The sequence below is a fragment of the Shewanella metallivivens genome, assembly GCF_028750675.1.
GTDB lineage: Bacteria > Pseudomonadota > Gammaproteobacteria > Enterobacterales > Shewanellaceae > Shewanella > Shewanella metallivivens.
The window spans coordinates 507,155-531,218 of the sequence record NZ_JAQQPZ010000013.1 but is presented as its reverse complement, the minus strand read 5'-3'; the positions used below and the strand labels follow the sequence as shown (position 1 = coordinate 531,218).

Sequence of the window (24,064 nt, the reverse complement as noted above, 5' to 3'; positions counted from 1 at the left end):
TTATCATATTTTTTTATTTTAAAATGTTATTTTTATTTTCATTAAATTATGTTTTTCAAATAAATTTTCATTGCTAAATGCAGTATTTTTCACTACTATTATTTGATAATCATTGGAGATATATTTTGCGTAGAATCCACTTAATCATGATGTTTGTTTTACTGACGTTTGTCGGTCAAACTTTTGCGTCTGTGATTATGCCTGGTACTATGCCAATGAATTCAATGACGACTTCAAATATGCCTGCTGAAAATGGCAAAGCATGTCATGACGCTAGTATGCAAATGAACATGAACATGAACATGAACATGGATATGAGTGATGATGCGGATGATAGTTGCTGCGCCCAAGCGTGCCATTGTCCTGTCGGATCATGTTTATCAGTCGCTTTAACGATGGCGATGCCAACGCTTAAATCAGAAGTCAGCTTAGTTAATGCTGCAACAATGTTTACCTCAGCACTAATGCCTCAGTATCGTTCTTCTTTATACCGTCCTCCAATATTTGCCTAACATAGGCACAGTTACGCCTTTTTTTTTGCTAGCTGTCCTAGCCAATCATGTAGTTTCAATTTTTTAACCTTTTGGTTAATAAACTGACATTAAACCGCGTTGTTTAATGTGACGAAATTTGATTTGGAGGCAATATTATGTCTGCTCTATATCGCAATTCTATTAGTTTTTTTCGTGTCATAGGTACTATTTTTATTCTGCAAACTATGGGAGGGATATTAATTGCCCGTGCAGCAGAGCCCGGCACTACGGAGCCATTACTCACCGTTTATAAAGATGCTAATTGCGGCTGTTGTGAGAAATGGCTAACGCATATTAGTGAGCGTGGATTTAGTGTTAGTGCCCACAATATTAACAACCTTTATGAGTTTAAACAGTCAAAGGGCATTCCTGCTTCAATGCAATCTTGCCATACCGCAGTGTCATCTCAAGGTTATGTGTTTGAAGGACATGTCCCTGCAAAATTCATTAGTCGTTTTTTAGCCACCCCTCCTAAAGATGCTATCGGCTTAACCGTACCCGCTATGCCAGTGGGCAGCCCTGGCATGGAGTACCAAGATAAATTTATGCCATATCAAGTCTTACTGTTGAAAAAAGATGGCAGTAGTGAAGTTTACGCCCAAGTGAACTCTCTTGAGGAGTCTGTGCAATGAATTCGCAATACATGATAAAACCGATGATTCAAACGCCAGACAGTGACCCCAACCACAGCCGACGCCGGTTTGTATTTGGTGCATCCGCCATGTTGGCATTGATGTCGATCCCTTACCCTAAAAATGCCATTGCCAATGCGTTAAGCCAATCGTTGAGCCAGCTCTCTGGCAAAGTGTTTGACTTATCAATTGACTATAAAATGGTTAACTTTACCGGAAAATCTGCTCGGGCCACTGTGGTCAACCAACTACTGCCCGCGCCGTTATTACGTTGGAAAGAAGGTGAAACTGTCACTTTAAGAGTAAAAAATAATCTCGACCATGATAGTTCTATTCACTGGCACGGTATTATTTTACCCACTGAAATGGACGGTGTGCCTGGCTTTAGCTTTGATGGTATTAAACCAGGTGAAACATTTGAGTATCAATTTACCGTCCAGCAAAGTGGCACATATTGGTATCACAGTCATTCAGGCTATCAAGAACAAACCGGTTTATTCGGCGCTATTGTGATTGATCCTGCGACCCCCGATCCGGTCATATATGATCGTGACTATGTGATCATGCTGTCTGATTGGTCTGACGAAGCCCCTGAAAACATTTATGCCAAATTAAAGAAACAAGCCGATTACTATAATTACCGTGAGCGTACGGTAATGGATTTTTTCTCTGACGTAGATAAAAATGGCTTAGCCAATACGTGGAACGCTCGTTCGATGTGGAATAACGCGCGCATGAGTGACAGAGACATATCTGATGTGACGGGTTCAACTTACACCTATTTAATGAATGGCAATCCTCCGCAACAGGGCTGGCAAGGGTTGTTTGAACTAGGTGATAAAGTGCGCTTACGCTTTATAAATAGTTCTGCGATGACCATATTTGATGTGCGTATACCGGGTCTTAAAATGACTGTTGTTGCCAGTGATGGTCAGAACATTCAACCGGTGTCTGTGGATGAATTTCGAATAGGTGTTGCTGAAACCTATGATGTGGTTATTGAGCCAGAGGTTGATAATGCCTATTGTATTTTTGCTCAGAGTATCGACCGCACCGGTTTTACGGTAGGTAACCTTACCTCAGATCCCAGTTTACATTCTCCTATTCCCCCAATGGATCCAAGGCCTGTCCTTGGCCACAGTGATATGGGTATGGACATGAGTGACATGGATATGTCAGGCATGGACCACAGCAAGATGGCTATGGGCGGCGGCGATATGTCAGGCATGGACCACAGCAAGATGGCTATGGGCGGCGGCGATATGTCAGGCATGGACCACAGCAAGATGGCTATGGGCGGCGGCAATATGTCAGGCATGGACCACAGCAAGATGGCTRTGGGCGGCGGTGATATGTCAAGCATGGATCACAGCAAGATGGCTATGGGCGGCGGTGATATGTCAGGCATGGATCACAGCAAGATGGCTATGGGTGGCGGTGATATGTCAGGGATGGAACACAGCAAAATGGCAATGGACGCTGCGAAAGCGACAGTCTCAGGACTAGGGCTTGCAGGCTTTGGCAGTAACAATGAAATTAAACACATTGACACCGAGTTCGGCCCACAAGTGGATATGCGTGCCGATGCCCCAAAAAGTGGCTTACACGACCCCGGGATTGGATTGCGTGACCATCAACAGCAATTTAACCGCAAAGTATTAACTTATGGCGACATTAAAGGCTTACATCCTACCTACGACACACGCCAACCTAGCCGCGAAATTCAACTGCATTTAACCGGCAATATGAACCGCTATATGTGGTCTGTGAATGGGGTGAAATTTATGGACGCCGCGCCATTAGAGTTTGAATACGGAGAAAGACTGCGGATCACCTTAGTGAACGACACGATGATGACTCACCCTATGCATTTGCATGGTATGTGGAGTGAGTTAGAGACAGGCGACCCTGATTTTATTCCCCGTAAGCACACTGTATTAGTTCAGCCGGGTTCTAAGATCAGTTACTTAGTCACCGCCGATGCAAAAGGGCAATGGGCATATCATTGCCACTTGTTATTCCACATGCCAGGCATGTTCAGAAAAGTCGTGGTGAAATAAGGGGAATACAGATGAATAAAACGAATTTAATGGCCTTGGGACTGTTGAGTCTGAGCGCCACATTGACTAGCTCAGCTGTGTTTGCCGGCGGTAATGATGACCCTCTATTAACAAAAGTCATGCTGGATCAATTTGAAAAAGGCGTGGATCCGCAAGATCCCACCCAGTTTAGTGCACAAGCCTGGTTAGGTTACGATTTGAATAAGTTGTGGCTTAAAACTGAAGGTGAATATTCAAATAGTGATAAGCAAGATCTTGAAATTCAGGCTCTTTACAGTAAGCCCATCGCACCATACTGGGATGTACAATTCGGTATTAAAACCGATATCAAACCGACGCCGACTCGTAATTGGGCTGTGATTGGGGTTCAAGGGTTAGCGCCATATTTCTTTGATATTGACGCGGCCTTATTTATAGGTGACCAAGGCCGTACGGCTATGCGCTTGAGTGCGGAATATGAACTCTTAATCACTCAAAAGTTGATACTCACACCTGAAGTAGAAGTTAATTTATTTGGTAAGGACGATGCTGAACTTGGAATAGGCTCTGGCTTATCTGACGTCAGTGCAGGGCTGCGATTGAGATACGAGATTGTTAGAGAGTTCGCACCCTATATCGGTGTGGATTGGCGTCAGAAACTCGGTAATACCGCCGAATACAGCCGAAATGAAGGGGAAGATACACAAGAAACCCAGTTTGTTATTGGTTTTAGAGCGTGGTTCTAAGACCTCGTTCGTACACTGAGTTATAAGCTTGGTGCCAATATGTTAGCTCAGCCAATATTTAATCATTTATGTAAACCGTTTTCGATCGTTAAAAACAATATAAAAGGAAATATCATGAAATTATTTAACAACGTTTTAGTCGTAACAAGTCTATTCTTGAGTGCTTCAGCATTTGCTCATGTCGGACTGAGCAGTTCTATGCCCGCTAACGGTGCCATGCTAAGTCAAGCCCCAACAACGCTTGAACTGACCTTTACGGCTCCGGTACGTTTGGTCAAATTAACAATGCAAGATGAGAAGCAGCAAAGCGTACCGTTAACATTACCTTCAAGTGCGGCCAGTCAAGCTGAATTTTCATTCGCCCTACCAGCATTAAACGCAGCTAATTACACAGTTAACTGGATGATCATGGGTGACGACGGTCATAAGATGAAAGGCAACATGAGCTTTATGCTACATAACTCTGGTATGAACACTCGCAGTGCAACGCCTATGACAATGGAGCATGAGACTAGCGAGCACACTGCACATCAATAAGTGGATGAGTAAACATGATATTAACCGTGTTTGACATATCGGTGTTGATATCTAAATGGGTTATTTATCTTAGTGTTGCCGCCGTTATTGGCGGCACATTGATGCAATATCTCATTAAGGGCCAACCGAACCTAGGCATTAGCGTTACAAAATATACCGGCCTAGGTGCTGTTTTGGGGTTGATTGCCGTTAGTATCAATTATTTTGCGCAAATAGGGGCTTTTGCTGAAAACGGCTTGATGGGAATGTTCGATGCGCAGATGCATGCTTTTCTGTGGCCAACCCAGGTAGGGCAAACTGTGCTTTGGCGCTTAATCGGTTTTGGGTTAATGCTAGTGGCTAGTGGTTTACTGTTACATAAGAACCGCTATCTCAAAACGTTTTCTGCGGTATTAGCCATTATCAGCAGTCTGTTAATTGCTGTCACGTTTACTCTTATTGGCCATAGCACTGAACTGGGATTGCTTGCTCAAGGCTTGATATTGATACACGTTTTGATCATTGGCAGTTGGATAGGCGCTTTTTATCCATTATGGAAATTATGTAGCACCGATGACAACATCGTCATAAAGAATGTCATGGATACATTTGGTCGTTTAGGCATAGTGATTGTCATTCTAGTGTTGCTTTCAGGCATGGGAATGGTGTGGATGTTGTTTGATAGCCCCACTGAATTATTCAGTTCCGATTATGGTATCGCGGTCACCATCAAGCTCTGTTTGGTGGCTATCATTTTGCTTATAGCAGCATGGCATAAATTGGTTTTAGTACCGAAATTAACGATTGCGCCTCCATCATTTGCAAAACAAAAACTACAAAAATCGATTGGATTAGAAGCATTAATAGCAGTACTGATATTAGCGACAACAGCGGTACTTTCGAGCGTGCTTGGTCCTATGAGTCTTGGATAATCACTATAAATTGACAGAGAGATAAAAATGAAAAATAGACCTTTAACAATACTCATAACCACCGGGATATTACTGATGTCCGCAGGACAAAGCTCATTGAGTTTTGCCCATGGTGATGAAACTCACCCTATAGAACAAAAAGCGTTTATCGGTGTTGATTCCGCCGCGGGCAATGTCGTCAAACAATTTCATGCTGCATTACAAACGGGCAATGAGGTTATTGTTAGGCAGTTATTAGCAGCCAATGTTCAAATTTATGAAGGTGGAAAAGTAGAGCGTTCACTTACAGATTATGCCAATCATCATATGCTTGCGGATATGGCCTACTTAAAAGGGTTAACCATAACGCCAAAAGAACACCAAATAACGATTACGGGTGACGTTGCCATTTCAACGTCAATAAGTCACGCCCAAGGTGAATATAAGGGTAAAAGTATTGACTCGATGGCCATGGAAACGCTTGTGTTAATTAAACAAGTGGATGGTAGTTGGAAAATAACCCACGTGCACTGGTCGTAACTAATAACAATTTCATCAACCAGATAAAGGATTATCTTGAGTTCCTTTGTAGGTGCTCCCAAGAAAACCACAAAGACTCAGGTCATGTTAATGCATGATATTTTATGGAAAAGGATTTCCATTTTTTATATAAAAAAGACCGGAATAATTCCAGTCCTTTTACAAGCCATATTTAAATATTAACTTTAAATAAGTTTCATAGTTGTAATGCAAGTTCTATCGTTATTGAAAGTAGACAATACTTCTCTCGCCACTCTTTTGCTTCCGTCTTTTGGTTCATAGTAAATATTAAATGCTAAATTGCTATCTTTTGGAACCCAAAAGTCTATAAATCCATCACTTTGTGTCGTCATTTTTTTGTCTATTAATGTTTCACCTGTGTCAGTATCAATCATGACAACTTTCATTGTTTGATTTTTTATCTCACCGGTACAACCTGTTAAAACATGATTGGTACATGGGTGAGAACTATTAATGTAAGGAGCTATTGAAAGAAAGAATTGATCTTTTGGTATAGCTACAGAACTACTTTTTCCATCTGCGAAAGTTGCAACTATTTTGTTGGGTAGAACTTTTATCATTATCCCATCATTATTTTTGTATAGTGTATGAGCTGTCGTGACAGCACTTTTGTAATCTAACTTTTTGAATGATTCAGAATCTATCGTTGTAGCATATGATTGACTTGAAAATGCAACTATAAGTGCTAATAGAATGTGTTTTTTAATCATGGTCTGAGTTTTCCTATATAGTGTATAAAATATTTTTATTTAAACGTGCCTCGCTTATTTTTATTGTAACGTTTGTGGTTTTATATATATTGATCTAATTAACATTATTGATATCGGCCTGATATTTTTGGTTGTTTGTTTTTTTTGTTTTTTAAATATATGCTTTAACGCTCTATTCTCCTAGGTTTTTAACTCAGGTTTTAAACTTGCGTCTTTTTTAATTTTTCTACCTAAGTTTTTAACTTGGGTTTTAAACCTATGTCTTATTTTAAATTAATATTTATGTCGGTTTGATATTTTTTGTTGTGAAATAGATCACTGTTAAAAATGTTCTAGTTTGTATTATCGATTGGGTTTGTAATTTATTTGTTTATCTTTGGTTTTAGTTTTACTTAATATGGTTTCTTATTTGTAACTTAACGTTAATAAGGTTTGTATGTTTAAATATAATAAATATGTTTTGGTGCTATTAGCAATGAGTAATAATGCATTCTCTAATGGTGATATTGAAAGTTTTTCTGAATGGATACACAATGGTAATGTTGGAGGTACAGCGAAATCGTACTATTTCGAACAAGATTTTGACGATTCAAATGCAGAGAATAGCTCGATTTGGGTGAATGGTGGTAATGTTACTTTTAATACATCAGAGTTTAATGGGTTTAAATTGGGAGGAGAAGTACAGGGATCATACGTTAGTAACATCAATGATGATGATGATAGAACTGCGGGCAGTATAAACGCACAAGGTCTTGTATTATCGGAAGCTTTTTTGAGGTATCAGTTTGGTGATACGGTGTTTTCTGGAGGTAGGCAACACTTTTCATCACCCTTGATCGCTAACTCAGGTTCAAGATTAATAAAAGAGTCTTTTGAAATGTATCAGGTATCTTCAAGTCATTTTGAGGATACTGATATTTCGATTGGTTATGTGACTAAATATCAGACTCGAACAGATAAATCATTTTATGTTGATAATGAATTTGTTGATTTTGATTATAATGGTTCTGGTTCCCCTGGCGACTTTTATAAAATAGGCAATGATGGCGTCTTTTTCGCACAAGTTAATAAACGGATAGCTAAAAAAGTTAAAATTAACTCACAGTACGCAAATGTAATAAATGAAGTCCAAGCTCTCTATGCGGATGTAGAATATACATTGCCAACTAACTTTAACAGTTATATTGCGTTGCAGTACTACAAAACTAAGTGGGATAAAAATGAACTAGTTGATAATGATCTTTTGGGCTTTAAAGTAGGTTTTAGCCAGGGGGGAGTAGATTTTTTCGCTGGTTATACATTAGCTGGAGGAAATGAAGGAGAAAATAGAGTTTTTAGAGGCATAGGTCAAGGAGCTTATTATCAGTTTACTGCAACTACTAAAACTGCGGGTGTTGCTGCATTTGAAGCGGGCACAAATTCGTATCAACTGGGGTTAGGTTCTACTATCTCTAATGTTAAAGGTAAATTATTTTATACATCTTTTGACAATCCCATAGTTGGAAAAGATTTAAATGAATGGACGGTTAACCTTGCATATCAATTGGATGGTAAACTCGAAAATTTCGGTATATCAATTGATTTTTCAATATTGGATTATGAAAACAATCAAAAAGACGCTACAGATTTAAGAACGAAATTCACTTACAGCTTTTAAAGATTGTAAATGCTTTTGACAAATGTTAATTCCCTAATAATTATATTGTAATTGTAAATTCAGGTCGTGTTAATGTGCTTGGGTTTACAATTTTACATGAAAAATACGTCTAGATGATTAAAGTTGAAAAACTTGTTATTTGATAATTTATCAATATCTACGTTTACAAAAAAATTCATCTTGAATGTATTTTAGAACCAGGGGGTACAAACATAAGGGTGTTTTATGATTTTTTTAGATCACTAACAGTAGTGGCTAAAAAATATCAGCTGCTACTTTATAAGACAGCTTTAGAGAAATAGCTAAATATAATGTGACCAAGTTCGCTAATTACTACTTTCATACACGTAGTGTTCTCTATAATCTTTAAGGTAAATATCATTGTTCCTCAAATAAGTCCCGTAGTTATGGACAATGTAATTTGAGAACAGTGTTTGATTTTGATTATTTGAAGCTTTGATGTCGGTTCTAATATTTTGCATGCCAGATCGCCTATTAATACTGATGTACATTAGAAAGCGTGTTTGAAGATGAATCAAAAATAAACTCAAAAACGGTATTGAAAGTGCATTTATTTATCGTAGTTTTTTTTCCAATGATGGGATTAAAGAGTACTCATATCGGACGATTACTTGTTAGCGCAATAAATGTGCAATTCTCAAAAGATTACAGCCATACATAAATATTTACCTCCATCTTCCTAATTTAAAAGCATGCAAAGCCATCCCTCATCATTAAAAGTATTGAGACCCTCTTGATTCTGTAATTTATTCAAGGTATTTTGATTATGTAACAAAACCAAGGTGGAGTTTACATGTCTGAAGAAAAAGCTGAGCACAAGGTAAAACATGGCGGATTTCGAACTGGTGCAGGTCGAAAAACTAAATACGAAAAAACAGTCGTGATGCGGGTTCCTGAAAAATACAAAGACGCTATAAAAAGTTTAATTAAACATTTAGATGATTGTGAAATGATAGATAAAAACTACTCAGGAGTGAAGTCCGAACCTATTTTTATTCGATCTCTTCAGGACAAACCACAAAAAATAACTTTTATTGTTAATCCAGTTTCAAAATCTTGATTAAGTAACGATATCAAGTTGTATAATGATAAATAATCTAGATTGAAGTAAGTAAAGTTACTTCAACTCTCCTAACCCTAACCCTAGGCCTATGGTTTCTTGTTTGAAGCGACCGAATATATTCATCACTTGGTCATATGAAGTTGATAAAAAATCTTCATCGAACAAGCTATCAATGTTTTCATTGAAATCATTTAGTTTAATTTCATTACCGGACAAATCAATACTTGGCCCTTTCAACGAAATTGTTTTGTTTTGACTAATAGTCTCATCGCCGACGAGCAGTGATTGCATTGTTTCAAATTTTACAACATCAGCCTCAACAGGCACGTCATGTCTAACTCTATAAGCATACTCTAGTAACTTGGGTTCCGCTGGCATATAAAGAATTGCTTCTTGATTAGTAGTGTCTGTAACTCTAAGAATTCGTCCTAGTGTTTGCCTAAAATACATTTCAGTTTTTATGTTTGAGAGATAACAACACACTTGTAGGCGAGGGATATTAGTTCCCTCACTAATCATTCCAACAGAAATAATCCACTTGGATTCTGAATGTCTGAATCGCTGAATAATGGCTGTCGGGTCATTTTCCTTATAGGTAGCTACAACCGCTTCTTCTTCAAGCCATTTTTTTACAAATGTTGAAATTCTATTGGCCTGTTCTATCGATGACGCTACGATTAAGCCAGCGGCATTAGAGTTTTCAAGTCTTATAAAATCTAGCTTTTTACTAGCCGAAGTGATGATATGTTTTATTACATCCTCATTTTCGATTACGTCCTGGTATGCAACTTGGGAGTTAGACAGTAGGTCATCAAAGCTTTCGAAAACGACGGTTTCATTACTTTCTATTACTGAAATATGATTGTTATCAATAGCGATTATCTGAGGTACGCGACAAACACCGTCTAAAATGGCCTCATGAAGCCCATAGACGTAATCACATGAGATTTCACCATCTGGTGAGGCGTAGCTAGCAAAAACGATAGGGGCCGTATCTGAGCGCCAAGGCGTGCCGGTTAATGCCATGGTGAATCGAGCTTTGTTCTGAATGTTCAGAATTATATGCTCTCCCCATGAATTCGCATTATCGACAGTAGATCCTGCACAATGATGGATTTCATCGAAAATAACGAATACTCGATATTTTTCAAATAGCTCCCAAAAAGCACCATCTAAGTACTGCAAATGTTGATAAGTATAAGCTCTGCCCTTTGAACCAATTAGCCCGTCAAAACGTTCATTCGATCTTAATTGTAAGCACTCAGCAAAATCCATGGAAACTATCGAAGATGGGGAAAAACAAAAGATTAAATCAACAAGGTCATTCTTCAATAGATGGTTTGATAAAACAGAGGCCATCAGAGTCTTTCCTGAGCCAGGCGTCGCTAAAACCAAGAAATGAGACTGTCCATTAAGGTATTGTTTTAATGACGAATCTATACATGCATTTTGCCAACGTCTAAGTCTCATATATTTCTCTGTTCGATGATCGCTTCAATGGCCCTGATTTTCCCCAACAATTTAGTGCTATTTTCCCTCGCTAAATTGTACTTGGGTTGTAACTCTTCAGCTAAATCAGGCAGCTCTAAGTATATCTCTTTATATGCCTCTGATTCACCTAAGCTCAATAATAGTTCTGATTTATAGTAGTTTAGTTTTGCGCTCAATTTCTTATGTTTATCAATGCCTTCAATATCAGAAATAGGTAATAAAGCCATAGGCTTAACAGGAAGGTTTGTGGCATCAAAATGAACTGTTTTTTTGAATCTAGTCTGTCCCTTTTGCTTTTGTATATTCCTCTCTAACCAGCCTTTTTTTACTAACTTCATTAATTCTGCATAAATCATTCTTCTGATCTCTGCGCTATCCAAAGAGGGATCTTTTTTTAATGCAAAATATGCAGAGCGGACATCACTTGTTGTGAACTTATCAAAGTTTTCTGCTTTAATGATTTGAGCTACGAATGGGTCTAACATCAAAAACAGATCCTAATAATTTATCTCGAATGGGTATTATAGGGCGTGGTGGCTTGTACCTCAATATGAAAATCTAATCATTTTACCTGGAGTGTTGATAGGTGAGTGATTTAGTAATTGAATTTGGCGAGAAATTAAGATACCTAAGAGTTAATGCTGGCTATTCTCAAGAGGCATTTGCAGCATATGTCGGTATTGAAAGAGGTAATTACGGGAAAATGGAAAGAGGTTGCGTCAACATCAAACTGGAAACTCTATACAAAATCGTTAATGCACTTGACTGTGAGTTTGATGAAATTCTACCAGCCAGACTCAAATATAAAGTACAACTAGATTAGTGCTAATGCTTAAAGTGAGCCTCATTAATTTATACCTATAGCAGCAGTGATAATTAGTAGTAAACTTATAAGATTATTAACTAAGGTTATGATGGAGCTGATATGTGTTTATTTAACTCGGAAATGGACATTTCTGCGTTACAAAGAGCGAACAAAGTTAGGTTTTCAGATAACTTCTAGTCTCCCAATTACCTACAACTCGTCTAATAACTGATCACCAAAATCAATTTCTACACTTTCAACTAAACTTTCAGCACTTCTACGCATACTTGCTGTGAGCGGCACTAATTTGTCGGGGTGTTGTTGCATGTCATTTTCAAGAATAGATAAAAAACCTTCCAATTCAGCGGTATTAGGTATTGCATCAAACAATCCTTCGATTGTCTTTAAAGCGGCACGATATTCATCATCAGAACTCAGAGATATCTCATCGTGACCAGTAATAATTTCATTTCCGACAGAAGGAGAATCAAGCCATGCAGTTAAATCATCAGGAACTGGTGCCGTTGCGTCACATTTTAAAAGCAATATATTGAGTTTAGTATTCTTCATCATCAATTCCTCTCTTTGAATCGTCACTATTAGAGTAGCAACTCCCGACTCTGTGGTATTACTAAAATTTGATCGACTGATTTGTGCTTAGTTTCTTATTGCTAAGCTATCCTGTCACACTTTTGGACAAAAACGTTTTAGCGCTTAACCATAGATAGTTTATTGTATTTTTTTTGATTAAACAAAGAGGGGTATAGTTAGGCTGCTTTTGGTCGGCTTTTAACAAATTTATATAGCCATTATTATCGTCAATGAGTGAAGCATACGACTCATGAATTAATATATGATTATGCTTGGTTGGATGGACCTTTATTGACATTGAGACCGACTTAAAGGGGCTTGGATTTGTAGGTGCTCCCCTTACTCTCGGTCCACGTTTAGAAAAGTTAAAATTTAATATATTATCTTCAGATGGCGATGCCGTTCCATCACTTGTAGATCCCAGCCCCAAATTTAACACCCTTGGTGCGATAGCAGTATAACCTTCACTCTGAAGACTAATTTCAAGAAAAACATCGTTATTATTTATATTAGAATTTAGGGTACAGTCAACTCCTTCTGTCGCTAAATACTCCCCTTCATAATTATGATTACCCCACAATAATGACAAACCTAAGACTGACAAACCTAAGACTGTAACTGAGATTACCTTTTTCATTGAAAACACCTCGACCTGAAAATCGTATAGAATTTGTACAGTGCGCATGCGCACTTATTGGGATTAACACGCATGTGAATTTGCCACGTAAAAGAAGACTAAATACGAATTATTATTCAATATACTTACAATAACTTACTTCAAATACCCCAAATATACCAGCCGACTACATGTGCATGGGAATTCTGCTTGAAAGCTTAAACATCATTGGCTTTATTTTTGGGTACTATTACTCAATATTTGATTTTGCATAATTAGGAGGGAAACAAACTTTGGGGAAATGAGTCACCACCCTAAACCGTTTATGGACATTTCTGAGTTACGAATGCCATCAGTGTATGCCTTGTTCGCATAACATGTGAAGTAATGGTGATTCAATACGGCTAATATTTATCGGCCGCTACAAAAATTGATTGTTACTAGAGCGAATTTATCACTTATAATTGCACTATAATGGCTTCCTTATTTGCAAATTGATAGATTTCTAATTCCATGAAATTAAATTGATAACACCATTCCCCATATATTTAAAAGTGATTGTCACTATTCCACCTGAGTTATTCATATTTAATAAAGACTCACACAACGCTGTATCTTCACACTCAAATGATTGACTTAAAAAAAAGTACTCACCATCATTCATATGAATTGTTGAGTCAAGAAGTTCAACATTATCAATGACGTACTCCACACCCAATTCATCTTCAACCGATGAGTTGATACTAACCAATGAATACTGTTTACTTGAAGCGTCCGCAGAAGGTGAGCCATCCTCATTGACTTCGACTGTAAGCTCATAAGTATACCCCCACATATAAGTAAAGCCTTCAATTTCGTCATAAAAGAGCTTGCCATCAGCCACAACGCAAAGCATTTGATTTACACCTGTGCACGGTTGCATATAAGAAGCTATGGAGGTTGACTGTTCATATGATGAAGCGTCTTTTTCGTCTGAATTGTTACAAGCTGACGCGAACATAAGGCAAACAACAAACAAAAATTTAGATTGCATAACACTAATCCTTTAGTTTTATTGGATATGAATAAACATAATTATAAAATTTTATATTAGCAACAAAATAAAAACAGTAAATAGATTCAGATCATATCTTGGTAACAAAATTTTTACATATGTTACTGTCTTTATTTCTAATTAAATTTCTGAATAAAAACCAATTTCGGATTTTTATTGATTGTAAATAGGATCGAAGGAATGAAATTATTTAACTATTTAATCTTATCTTCATGCATTACACTGTCACTAAACTCACACTCGAAAACGTATGATATATTGGTAGAAGGCGCCGATGAAAATAATGTGTTGGTTCACAAAACTCTAACAGTTGAGAGATCAAAAGGTGAATATATTTTTGAAGGAGATATCATTGTCACTGAGCATATTGAAACTCTAAACACTCCAACTCCTTATTCCGTTATCATTAGCGGTAGTCAATATAGATGGGATTTGGGTGTAATTCCTTATACCATTTCAACAAATTATAGCACCAGTCAAATAAATTCAATTCTTCAGGCGATGAGTGATATAGAAGATGTTTCAGGTGTTATTTTTGTCGAACGCTCGAATCAAGCGGACTATATCTCTATATACAAGGGCTCAGGTTGCAGCTCTCAAGTAGGGAAGCGAGGTGGCTCTCAAAATGTTAGTTTAGCAGATGGTTGCTTTAGCGGCGGAACACCTACACATGAACTCCTACATGCTGCAGGCTTTTGGCATGAACAATCACGGGAAGATCGTGATTCATATATTACAATTAATTGGGAGAATATTATATCCGGGAAAGAGCACAATTTTGAACAACATATTTCTGATGGGGAAGATGTTGGCCCCTACGACTATAATTCTATAATGCACTATCACTCGACCGCTTTTAGCTCTAATGGTCAAGCAACTATTTCGAGAAATGACGGTATGTCTTCTCTAGGTGGTTCTGTTATGACTTCGACAGACATTTCTACTCTTCGAGAAATGTACGGTTATCTTCAAGAAGTTGATTTAAACGTAAATTACCATTATTGCTACGGCGAAAACTCTCTCAATTGGGCATCATATAATGATGATGCTGATTATTATGAGATTCAGATAAATTCAGGGTATGCGTTTTCAAACTTCGCAACAACTACAAATAAAGCATATCAAGTAAGTGTTAATCAAAATACAGAGTTCAGAGTTCGAGCTTGCAATAATGAGGGGCAATGCTCGAAGTACTCTAACAGCGTTACAGCCAAATATGCATCAGTTTGTATGTGATTTAAATAGTTGAAAATTGGCTGAATTTTAAGTGAAGACTAAACATTCTGGGCTTTCTGGCTTGGTAGCTTAACTAAAATTCAGCCTATCTAACTGCATCGATTCAACATCAAGTAATATTTCTATAGCATAGTCAATTGGAAAGTTAACTTGAATCAGGATTAAATATTTTGTTATCCATTCTTGCTGTTGAGACTGTATCCATAGATAGACAAGCCACTGTATTATTTAAATCGTCACAGAAATAGTAAACACTTTGGTGCATTATCTGGAGTGGACCTAGTTCAATGGACACTCTGTAGCATTACTAAAATTAGGCCAACAGGCCAGTATCAAGCAAATCTAATCTAGGCATGCGAAACAAGCTTTGGGGCACGAACGTGTCAGCTTCATTCCTCTGACACGTATATGGACAAAAGTTTGTTAGAACTGAGGCTCTAAAAGTAACTACTGGGATTAGAAAATGTATGGTAATCAAATAAAGTTTATACTGACCCAAAATGCAATAAAGCGGTTCAAATGGACGGTTCATGAGTAACGAAATAAGCAAATATCAGTGAAAAATAGAGATTTCAGGCAACAGTATCCCACCCCATGCAGTTTCAGCGGCCTAAGCAGTCATTGATGCACTTAGATGTTGAATTCGAGATTTAAGTCAGCCCGCTTTTAAGTGCTGGCAACAACTGGCGAAGTGTCGTCGGCGTTTTTCTAGATGCTCACAATAGTGGGTAAGTTCTTGAAGTGTGCCGACTGGGCCGTGAAATAGCTTACCGAACTCGGTGGTGAGTTTGAGCCAGTTATCTTGAGGGATATTCAATCTTGTGAGTAACTTAGCGCTATATGTGCTAATAGCGCCACGCTTATCGTTGCGAATAATGCGTCCCGTATCATCAACCAATCCAAGATAATCTTGCAGCGAAAATGCGATGCCCTTGGGTTGGTCTTTACGATCATTACCAATGAAAGGCAGTAGGCTCTGTGGTTGCTCACCTTTCAGCGCAGCCCTAATTCGTAGTTGAATACTGGTATGGTCTGATTGCTCTGGCGTGTCTGCCATATTTGCCCGAATGGGATTGAGGTCGACATAAGCCATGCAGGCTAATACTGCCGCCTCATCGAGCAGTGCTTGCGATTTAAAACGTCCCTCCCAGAAGCGGCCAGTGCAGTTATCTTCTTGATTTGCTTGCCTTGCTATCGGTTCGTTCAATGCCCGCATGAACCAAGAAATATCGCTTAATCGGCTGCGATATAAAGCAACTGTGTGACTAAGCTGCAACTGTTCATAATCTTCAAGCGTTTCACCATGAGCAAACTTTTGGCTTGTATCAGTACCCTTAAATAACTGATGCCAATGACTTATTACCTCGGCATCAGACCAACTGTTGGCTTGATATATGTCGATACTGAGCACAACATGCAGATGATTACTCATCACTGCATAGGCCGCAACATCAATAGCGAAAACCTCCGCAAATTTAAGCAGCTGAGCATCTACCCAAGCACGTCTGTGGTCGTAGTTTTTACCAGAAAACTTGTCATCGCCGCAGAGAAAAGCACGGCGAATAACGCGACTACAACAATGGTAACAGGGGGTGTCTTCTAGGCTAATTTGGCTTCTACGAGGGCGCGGCATCATAACCTCCTTGTTAATGTCTGTTCAGATTTTAAGCTTAGTTTAAAATCTGGAGACTCTCCAGTAACATGGATGGCACCTTATTCTTTTGCTCAGTCCAACCAGTGCTAGCCCGAATAGGCCAAGGATAAGGTAAACCTAATCCGCATAGGTGTTTTACAATTAAAGGCGCAATGGTACGGATTTCATTAGGGGCGCAGTGCTTACTGTTAAGCCCGTATATATGGCAGTACAACCGCTTCTAGCGGTAAATGAGCACATTAAAAGCAACGATAAGTGTGAAGTAATAAAATAGAAAACTAAGGCCAAAAAGCTTTGGGTGAGCAGATTATTGCCTTGACTCACCGGGAGCGTCCATATATGTCTTATTTATTAACCCTTTTTATTTCAAGTAATTTTCAGTTAACAAAGAAAAAAGATATGAGGAATAAAAGTATTAAGAATATCCTTATTCTCTTAAATAAAGTCATTTTTTTATATTCTTCAGTCTTGATTAACCCACTATATTTGTTGCCAGACTTAATTGCTGACTTGACATCTTCAAGCGTTATTTTGTTATCCTGAAGCGCTAATCTAGCATGAATCTGAGATGCGAAAATACCTTCTAAAAATATCAAAAACAAAAAGGTGAGCACACAAATTATTGTAAAAATCAAAAGAATCCCCGCCCAATAAGCCATGTATGATTCACAAAACCATAGGCAGCATAACCGACATTTAAACCGGTGCCAATGTCAGCCCCAGCACCGTCACCAGTAAATGTAAAATCACCCTTACCAGCAAACATGCCCATACCACCTACTGTGCCACTGAAACCTTCCAATGTAGATAAATCTCCCTGCCATGTCCCGATCGAGTAACTCATGCCGCCACCAAGGCCAGCAAAACCTCCACCAGAGAGGGTGAAAAAAGTACCTAACTCGTAGTACTTTGAAAAAGCCAACGAAACGGTAGACTCCACCCCTACACCAAGCGCTCCACCCGTCAAAGAAGCATCAAATTTTACATTAAGTCCTTTGCGCAACTTACTAGCGATAAAGTCGCCAGCACTTTCAAGTTTTTCAGAAGCATAGTCATACAAATCGGAAGACATGTCTTTCATTGATAATAGCGCTTTTTTCCCAGCATCCACGACTCTGCTTCTAACTGATTGGTGATGAGCTTCATCATTAAACATCCGAGAAAAAGCTCCTGTAAGTGCGCCATTTGCGAATTTCCCACCAGTTAATTTTGAAATTGTCCCACCAACAGTCGCTGCTGCTACAATTCTTCCAATGCTAAACCTAGCAGAACTAATGCCATTGATACTCTTCTCAAACCCTTGTGTTACACCAGCAGCTAAGAAGCCATGACCAAACTTACCTCCTTGCAGTATGCTAGTTATTCCACCGACCATAGCGTGAGCTGCTATCTTTCCTACAGTTGCAGCGGTAGTTAACTCTCCTCCACTGAAGCAAGATTGACAATTTGCTTGCGAAAATGCTTCACCAACCTGATAAAAAGCCATCGCGGTAAACGCTCCCCTCAATGCACCTGTAAATACGTTACCACCATTAGCAGCAGCTCCTGCGGCACCTGAGGCAGCACCAACAAGGGCATATCCTGCTTGCCCGCATTGCACATTACCACCACAAATATAAGTGCCAATTGCAGCAACTATAATCCCAACATAAGGTCGTATTTTTTTCCACGTTTTACTCCACCAACTATACCCACTCGGATCGGTTAACGTCAGCGGGTTATTTCTCACATAAGCATAACGATTGTAACTTTGTGAATCCGTAGGCGCTTGGATCAGCGGATCAGCCTGCAAGAATCGCCCCAAGGTTGGATCGTAGATGCGGCCGCCCATATGAATAATATCTAAATCTTTGATGTGCTTATGGCCTGTATATCCTCTGTCTGTCGGTTCGCTAGTCGTAAAACTAGCAAACGAACTGTGGAGAAACACAGCGGTACGTTTACCCCAAGGGTCGTAAATCGCTTGCGATACCACTGCGCCACTGGCATTGGTTGTGGCGATGACTGAGCCTTGATGGTCTTTGTGTAGATAAAAAGTATCACTTGAACCATTGCTTCGTTGGGTATAGACAATATCGCCAACATAAAACTTATGCTCGGTTAATGTACCTGCGCCACCCGTACGATATACCTTTTCATAATTGCCTAAATAGGTTGTCTGATAAGTCACATTTTTGCCATTTTCGACATACGTATCAGATTTATAAATAAGCTCACGTTCAGGCCCATATTTCATGGTAGAACTACTGCCAGCTTTCGTGATTAATGTTGGCTTGTCGTAACTGCCATAATTAAAGGTACGAGTACCATCTGTTTTACTATTGCCGTTGGCATCATAGAAAAACTTATACAATTGCGCTCCAGAGGCTGATTTGACCTCATTAAGCTGGTGCGGTTTAGTTGCATAGTAGGTGTAATTGCCCACACCCGTTTTAAATTTAATATTACCCCAGTCATCATAATTATAATCTTGATACGTTTTAAAATTAGCAGGCAAGATAGCACTGCCAGTGGCAATACTAATCGTGCGGTCTTCTAAACGGTTTGTCAGGTAGTCATAGCCATAGGTTTCTGTAAAGTCGGTAATGCCTCCAGGAATTGAACCAAATTTAGTCCAGCGACTGGTTACGTTGCCGATATCATCATGCACGACATCAGTGTAAGCAAGCTGAGCACTACCCTTTTTAACGTCAATACTTGATAACCAGCCAGTGTCATCTTCAAACATCGCTGTGGTAGTCACATTGTTACCGTAAGTGACTTCGTCGACTTGGTTTCGCGCGGTCATTGAGTCAACACGTTTTAATAATGCCCCTGTCACATTATTTCTCACCTCAGTAAGATACCCTGTTGTGGTTGAGTAGTGATTCTTAACTGAAAACGCCGCAGTGCCTGTAGGGTAAGTGGTAATACTTGGACGACTGTAACTATCGTAAGTTTGACTTTGCGTGAACGTATTACCCTCTATTAAGGTTGTTGTGGTTTTAACTAAGCCATCTGGATAATAAGTAAAGCTATTTTTATACGTTGGATTGCCAGTAGCACACGTTGCAACTGCTGCATCAAATTTTTCGACTGAAAGCAGTCTGCCTTTATCGGTCGCTGTACCATAATTCCAACAAAGCGTGCCTTCTGATGGCTCATAGCTTTTTATTTTGCGTCCAAGTAAGTCATATGAAAAAGTGAAGGTATGGCCTCTAGCGGTCTCCTGGGTCATTAACTCACCAAAAGCATTATAGGTGTACTTCCATAGGCCTTTTGACGGGTCATTGGTGGAGAGTTTCCTGCCCCAGTCATCATAAGTCACGGTGACAATGTAATTACTGCCTTCTCCGGTTGTGTCTGTAGTCACAACATTGCCTTGAGCATCATAAGTAAAAGACACTGTATTACCGATTGCATCTTCAGTATAAGCCGTTTCACCAAAACCATTTTGATATACGCTTGTCGTTATACCGACTTCATTAGTGGTTCGACTTTCAAAGCCAAATAACTCATTTGTGACTGTTGTGCCATTGGGCTTTGTAACAGTATAAGGTCGATTTAATTCATCGTATTCAAATAGTGTAAAACCAGTTGAGTTTGGCTCATACACCATTTTTTCTCGGCCTTGCTCATCGTACTCTTTGATGACCTTGTTCCAGCCACCGCTAAAGCTTGTGGTTTGCGCGATAACCTCGCGCCCCCATTTATCAAAATACACTTCCTGGGTGGGATTTCCGGTTACCGTTGTTCTAACGTAATAATAGGCATTACTAGAGCAGCTACTGCAAAAAGCTTGAGTAACGGTTGTTGTTTTTGCGTCAGGATGGTCAATGGTTTTTAGTCGGCCTAAATCATCAAAATATTCTATTTTTGCGACATTATTGGCATCGGTAGTTTTTATTGAAGTGATGACACCTGTTACAGAGTCTGCATCAACATTGTTATACTTAAAACTGGTTCTAAACCCCATCGCATCATCTGTGTAACTCAGGTAACGCCCTTTAGCACCATAATTGCTACTCGTACTGCGAGTAATATTTGTGCCTGTTGCTGTGCTATAACCCGTTACTGCTTCAGAGGTTTTATTTCCCCAGGCATCATACCCATAAGTAGTTGTGAGTTTAGTGGCTGCTTGATTAGGTGATAATGTGCTCGATTTCAACATCAAATTTGAATAGTAATCAAATGTGGTTTCTCGGACATGTGTTTTAGGGTCGCCTGTTCGTGTTTTTGTGACAACAGAAGAAGCTAAACGGCCATATCGTTCCCAGTCACCTGAACCATAGGTATTAACATTGTTGGTAGTGAGTACGTCATTAGAGTATTCATCAGAAATTTCAATGTTACTTTCAAGTAAGTTACCCCAGTCATCATATTGATTGGTCGTGAGCGTTACGCTTGACAGTGTGCTACTCAGATTACTGTCTAGTATGTAACTTTCTTCTTCTGAAGATGCAATATAAGGTGAAATACCACCATTAGCGGTTTGGATGACGTCTAGCGTGTTACTCGCCCTTGAAAGCATCTGAGTATCAAGCATTTGAATGGTTTCAATAGGCATGCCTGCATGGGCAAACGTTAATTCACCATGCTCTTGACTGTATTTGGTTTCGGTCACAACATTGGTTTGGTTATCGATGGTTTTTAACATCTGAAAGCCTAATGAACCACGGCCCTTTTTATGGATAAGAAAACCACCGTATTGATAGTTGACCGATACTTTGCCATCAACACCAATATTGCTTTGTGTTTCTACTTTACTGACGAGTTGCATACCTGAGTGAGGTGAGAACGTATCTGTTGTTGTGTCTGCATCTGAGAAATTGGTCACATACACGGATGAGTCTGTCATCGGTTTGTAGGTCACCGTTGTCGCAACACCAAAGCCATTGGTAATGGTATTGATGGCGAACTCTTTAATCCCTTTACGGTTATAGTATTTTTTCCAACTGCTGCCTGTTGAAGTCAGTAGGTTTAATTTACCATCGCCATCCGTATCACCAAAACGAACCGTAGCATTGGCGTCAAAATCCATAAAGCCACGGTTCTCAAATGAAATCCATTCACCCGAATTTGTGGGGCGAGAGAAGAAAATAGCCCAATTAGACGTGGAAGTTGCATGTAACACGTCCGCGCGGCCGTCATTGTTTAAATCAACAAATTGGTCAAGGTATTTTTTAGTACTCGATGTAGCTAACCCCGCGTCTCTAGACGCTAAGAATTCAATACCGTTAGAGAGTCGATACCACCATTTATCGCCACTGACAAATAACAAATCACTCAAGCCGTCACCATTTAAATCGGCTATACGGAAGGTGTCTTCATAGTTACCAAGGGTCTGCTGTAAGGTTAAGACCGGATTTGCCATGGTGCCTGATGCAACAAAAAGCATATGTTTTGTTGAAGTACTGCTGGTCCAAGTGCCAGCCCAATCTCTTTGACATTCATCTCTAGTGCGAATAGAAGCATTTAATACACCACGAACATAACAACCGGATGTTGTCGACGTCACTTTCATCACAAGGTCTGAGCGGCCATCACCATTAACATCAACGGCACTGGCAGATTTCATATCAGCAGTTTGAGATTGCACTCCCATATTTAACTCAGCCGATGCAACGGTATCCGTAAAGGTATAGAGGGTTTTATTCGCAGTAAAAGTACCATTGCCATTGTTTACATGAGCCTTAATCGTATTGCCCGTTCGAAAAACAATGTCTTCATTGCCATCACCATTGACATCCATAACTTGCGCACCGTTCTCAAGCCCGGTGGCGACGACATTAAGGTTGGTTAACGTGTATTCAGAGGTTATAATTTTAGTAACACATTGCTCCCACTTAGCACATGCCTCAACACTTTCGCTAGCCTGAAATGATAATGCATGCCAATTTGCTGTTGCAGAGTTGGCAACAAGTAAATCCCTTACACCATCACCGTTATAATCAATATTAAGTGCATATTCCTTTTTTGATGTACCAATCGATGTCATCGTTTTGGTGGAAGTAAAGTAAGGGCCGAGCTTCACAGCCCACGAACTACCACTGACGTAAACAATATCTTGATACCCATCACCATTGACGTCAAAAACTTGAGAAGTACTAACGTTGGCAGATCCACTCGCAACAGAGGTGGGATTCTCAAATGGCTTAAAATCAGTTGATGTGGGTACATCATGACAAAAGTCAGGCCCAGCAGGCTCTGACTTACACAGATATTGCATGCTACTGCTAGATAGATTGGGGCGTTGCCAACCAAACGTTGTTTTGGGTAAGCAATTACCAAAGTCAGTATCATTATCGGGACATTCTTGAACGGATGTTAATAAGGTGCGCTCTTCTATAAAATTACTGTTCTCATAGTTCAAAAAGTAAGAGCGGTAGTTGCTACCGTCAACCGATGAGTCAATACGCTTTAGTATTTTGTTATGCTTTGCAATAGCCCCCGCTTGATAACCTAAAAAACCCTTACCGTAGTCTTCGTAAACAAATTTAACTTTATTGAAAGCAGTACTGTCGCCCAATTTTGCTGAGTACTGAATGCTATCAATGTAAAATGTCCCATTCGTTTTACTGTTGTTGTAATTAAACAGAATATAGTTATCTTTAATATCTTTGATGACTTTAACAGCCCATGTTTTTGCCATTCCAGTCTTATTGCTTGGCTCAACAAATGCGTCCGCTTGATTTGTACTGACAAGACCCGTTAAACCGGGATTACCATAATAATAAGTTTCACCGGCTTTCGTTTTGACTTCAAAATAACTAGGCCCATTAGCTTGGCTACCGCCCATAGCAGTAACAATTGAGAAGTCATCAATTTCTTTAATGTAAGTTGAATAAGGTGCACCGTAGGTACCCGCAAGCAATATCAATCGTTGACCATCAAGACAAAACCTATCACTACTGGTAAAATTTACACCTGTAATCGCATTGTCATTAATTGGCGTTTGTGGGCAGCGAGAAACGGCTGAAATACCGCCAACACTCCAACCAATACCTACAGGGCCATCTTGAAGGTTATTACTTGAATAGTTTAACGACACTTGCGGCGTTACGCCTGCTCGACCTTCAGGTATGTTAATGGGTACTGAGTATGTGGCGGCACCACTCTCATCAACCCTAAACTCACCTGAAGACAACCCTACAACTTCGGCCTTCGAAGATGCACTTACTCCAAGAATAATGAGCATTATTGGAAGCAATAATTTATGGCGAGACATGAGGCATCCTTACTTTCACGT

Annotated in this window: 19 protein-coding genes; 11 read left to right on the top strand and 8 right to left on the bottom strand. The window is 39.3% G+C overall.

Features of this window, described 5'->3' with window-relative positions; translation table 11 throughout:
- Positions 1–125 precede the first annotated feature (125 nt).
- From PQR79_RS14975 to PQR79_RS14945, 7 genes are all read left to right on the top strand, one after another.
- Positions 126–512 carry a hypothetical protein gene (locus tag PQR79_RS14975; RefSeq protein WP_238107785.1) on the top strand — a complete coding sequence of 129 codons (387 nt, stop codon included), beginning with the start codon at positions 126–128 and terminating at the stop codon, positions 510–512.
- Between the two features lie 137 nt (positions 513–649).
- Complete coding sequence (locus PQR79_RS14970) at positions 650–1,165, top strand: DUF411 domain-containing protein (RefSeq protein ID WP_011711622.1); 516 nt, start codon at positions 650–652, stop codon at positions 1,163–1,165.
- Positions 1,162–3,225, top strand: coding sequence for a copper resistance system multicopper oxidase (locus tag PQR79_RS14965; RefSeq protein ID WP_274408562.1), 2,064 nt, complete (start codon positions 1,162–1,164; stop codon positions 3,223–3,225). The genes PQR79_RS14970 and PQR79_RS14965 overlap by 4 nt, the downstream gene beginning before the upstream one ends.
- Before the next feature lie 11 nt (positions 3,226–3,236).
- Positions 3,237–3,950, top strand: coding sequence for a copper resistance protein B (locus PQR79_RS14960; RefSeq protein WP_160056767.1), 714 nt, complete (start codon positions 3,237–3,239; stop codon positions 3,948–3,950).
- A 114-nt stretch (positions 3,951–4,064) separates the two neighbouring features.
- Positions 4,065–4,487 carry a copper resistance CopC family protein gene (locus tag PQR79_RS14955; protein WP_160056769.1) on the top strand — a complete coding sequence of 141 codons (423 nt, stop codon included), beginning with the start codon at positions 4,065–4,067 and terminating at the stop codon, positions 4,485–4,487.
- A gap of 14 nt (positions 4,488–4,501) precedes the next feature.
- Complete coding sequence (locus PQR79_RS14950; protein WP_160056771.1) at positions 4,502–5,398, top strand: CopD family protein; 897 nt, start codon at positions 4,502–4,504, stop codon at positions 5,396–5,398.
- 75 nt (positions 5,399–5,473) lie between these two features.
- Positions 5,474–5,917 (top strand): YybH family protein, encoded by a 444-nt coding sequence (locus PQR79_RS14945; protein ID WP_160056779.1) that lies wholly within the window; start codon positions 5,474–5,476, stop codon positions 5,915–5,917.
- Positions 5,918–6,102: 185 nt separating this feature from the next.
- On the opposite strand, the gene PQR79_RS14940 is transcribed toward PQR79_RS14945, so the two are convergent.
- Positions 6,103–6,648, bottom strand: coding sequence for a CueP family metal-binding protein (locus PQR79_RS14940; protein WP_160056773.1), 546 nt, complete (start codon positions 6,646–6,648; stop codon positions 6,103–6,105).
- Positions 6,649–7,084: 436 nt separating this feature from the next.
- Here PQR79_RS14940 and PQR79_RS14935 point away from each other — a divergent pair, with 436 nt between their 5' ends.
- Positions 7,085–8,305, top strand: a complete 1,221-nt coding sequence (locus PQR79_RS14935; protein ID WP_238107783.1) for an OprD family outer membrane porin — start codon at positions 7,085–7,087, stop codon at positions 8,303–8,305.
- A gap of 814 nt (positions 8,306–9,119) precedes the next feature.
- On the top strand, positions 9,120–9,386 hold the full coding sequence (locus PQR79_RS14930; protein WP_160054376.1) for a hypothetical protein: 267 nt from the start codon (positions 9,120–9,122) through the stop codon (positions 9,384–9,386).
- 57 nt (positions 9,387–9,443) lie between these two features.
- On the opposite strand, the gene PQR79_RS14925 is transcribed toward PQR79_RS14930, so the two are convergent.
- Both PQR79_RS14925 and PQR79_RS14920 read right to left on the bottom strand, forming a co-directional pair.
- Entirely contained in the window at positions 9,444–10,859 is a 1,416-nt protein-coding gene (locus PQR79_RS14925) for a DEAD/DEAH box helicase (protein WP_238107781.1), read from the bottom strand.
- Entirely contained in the window at positions 10,856–11,365 is a 510-nt protein-coding gene (locus PQR79_RS14920) for a VspR family transcription factor (RefSeq protein ID WP_238107779.1), read from the bottom strand. Before PQR79_RS14920 ends, PQR79_RS14925 begins: the two co-directional genes overlap by 4 nt.
- A 101-nt stretch (positions 11,366–11,466) precedes the next feature.
- Here PQR79_RS14920 and PQR79_RS14915 point away from each other — a divergent pair, with 101 nt between their 5' ends.
- Positions 11,467–11,703: a helix-turn-helix domain-containing protein gene (locus PQR79_RS14915; RefSeq protein WP_150139088.1), complete on the top strand. Its 237-nt coding sequence runs from the start codon at positions 11,467–11,469 to the stop codon at positions 11,701–11,703.
- 192 nt (positions 11,704–11,895) lie between these two features.
- Here PQR79_RS14915 and PQR79_RS14910 read toward each other — a convergent pair whose 3' ends face one another.
- The 3 genes from PQR79_RS14910 to PQR79_RS14900 all read right to left on the bottom strand — a co-directional run bounded on the left by PQR79_RS14910 (position 11,896) and on the right by PQR79_RS14900 (position 13,925).
- Complete coding sequence (locus tag PQR79_RS14910) at positions 11,896–12,258, bottom strand: AbrB/MazE/SpoVT family DNA-binding domain-containing protein (protein WP_229785903.1); 363 nt, start codon at positions 12,256–12,258, stop codon at positions 11,896–11,898.
- A gap of 103 nt (positions 12,259–12,361) precedes the next feature.
- On the bottom strand, positions 12,362–12,913 hold the full coding sequence (locus tag PQR79_RS14905) for a hypothetical protein (RefSeq protein WP_238107777.1): 552 nt from the start codon (positions 12,911–12,913) through the stop codon (positions 12,362–12,364).
- A gap of 484 nt (positions 12,914–13,397) precedes the next feature.
- Positions 13,398–13,925: a DUF4377 domain-containing protein gene (locus tag PQR79_RS14900; RefSeq protein WP_238107776.1), complete on the bottom strand. Its 528-nt coding sequence runs from the start codon at positions 13,923–13,925 to the stop codon at positions 13,398–13,400.
- A 201-nt stretch (positions 13,926–14,126) separates the two neighbouring features.
- On the opposite strand from PQR79_RS14900, the gene PQR79_RS14895 reads away from it, so the two are divergent.
- The gene (locus PQR79_RS14895) at positions 14,127–15,182 is read left to right on the top strand and encodes a M12 family metallopeptidase (RefSeq protein ID WP_223419428.1); all 1,056 of its coding nucleotides are present in this window, start codon (positions 14,127–14,129) and stop codon (positions 15,180–15,182) included.
- Positions 15,183–15,837: 655 nt separating this feature from the next.
- Here PQR79_RS14895 and PQR79_RS14890 read toward each other — a convergent pair.
- Entirely contained in the window at positions 15,838–16,815 is a 978-nt protein-coding gene (locus PQR79_RS14890; protein ID WP_188740194.1) for a transposase, read from the bottom strand.
- 652 nt (positions 16,816–17,467) lie between these two features.
- The gene (locus PQR79_RS14885) at positions 17,468–24,043 is read right to left on the bottom strand and encodes an FG-GAP-like repeat-containing protein (RefSeq protein ID WP_188923216.1); all 6,576 of its coding nucleotides are present in this window, start codon (positions 24,041–24,043) and stop codon (positions 17,468–17,470) included.
- Between the last annotated feature and the right edge of the window lie 21 nt (positions 24,044–24,064).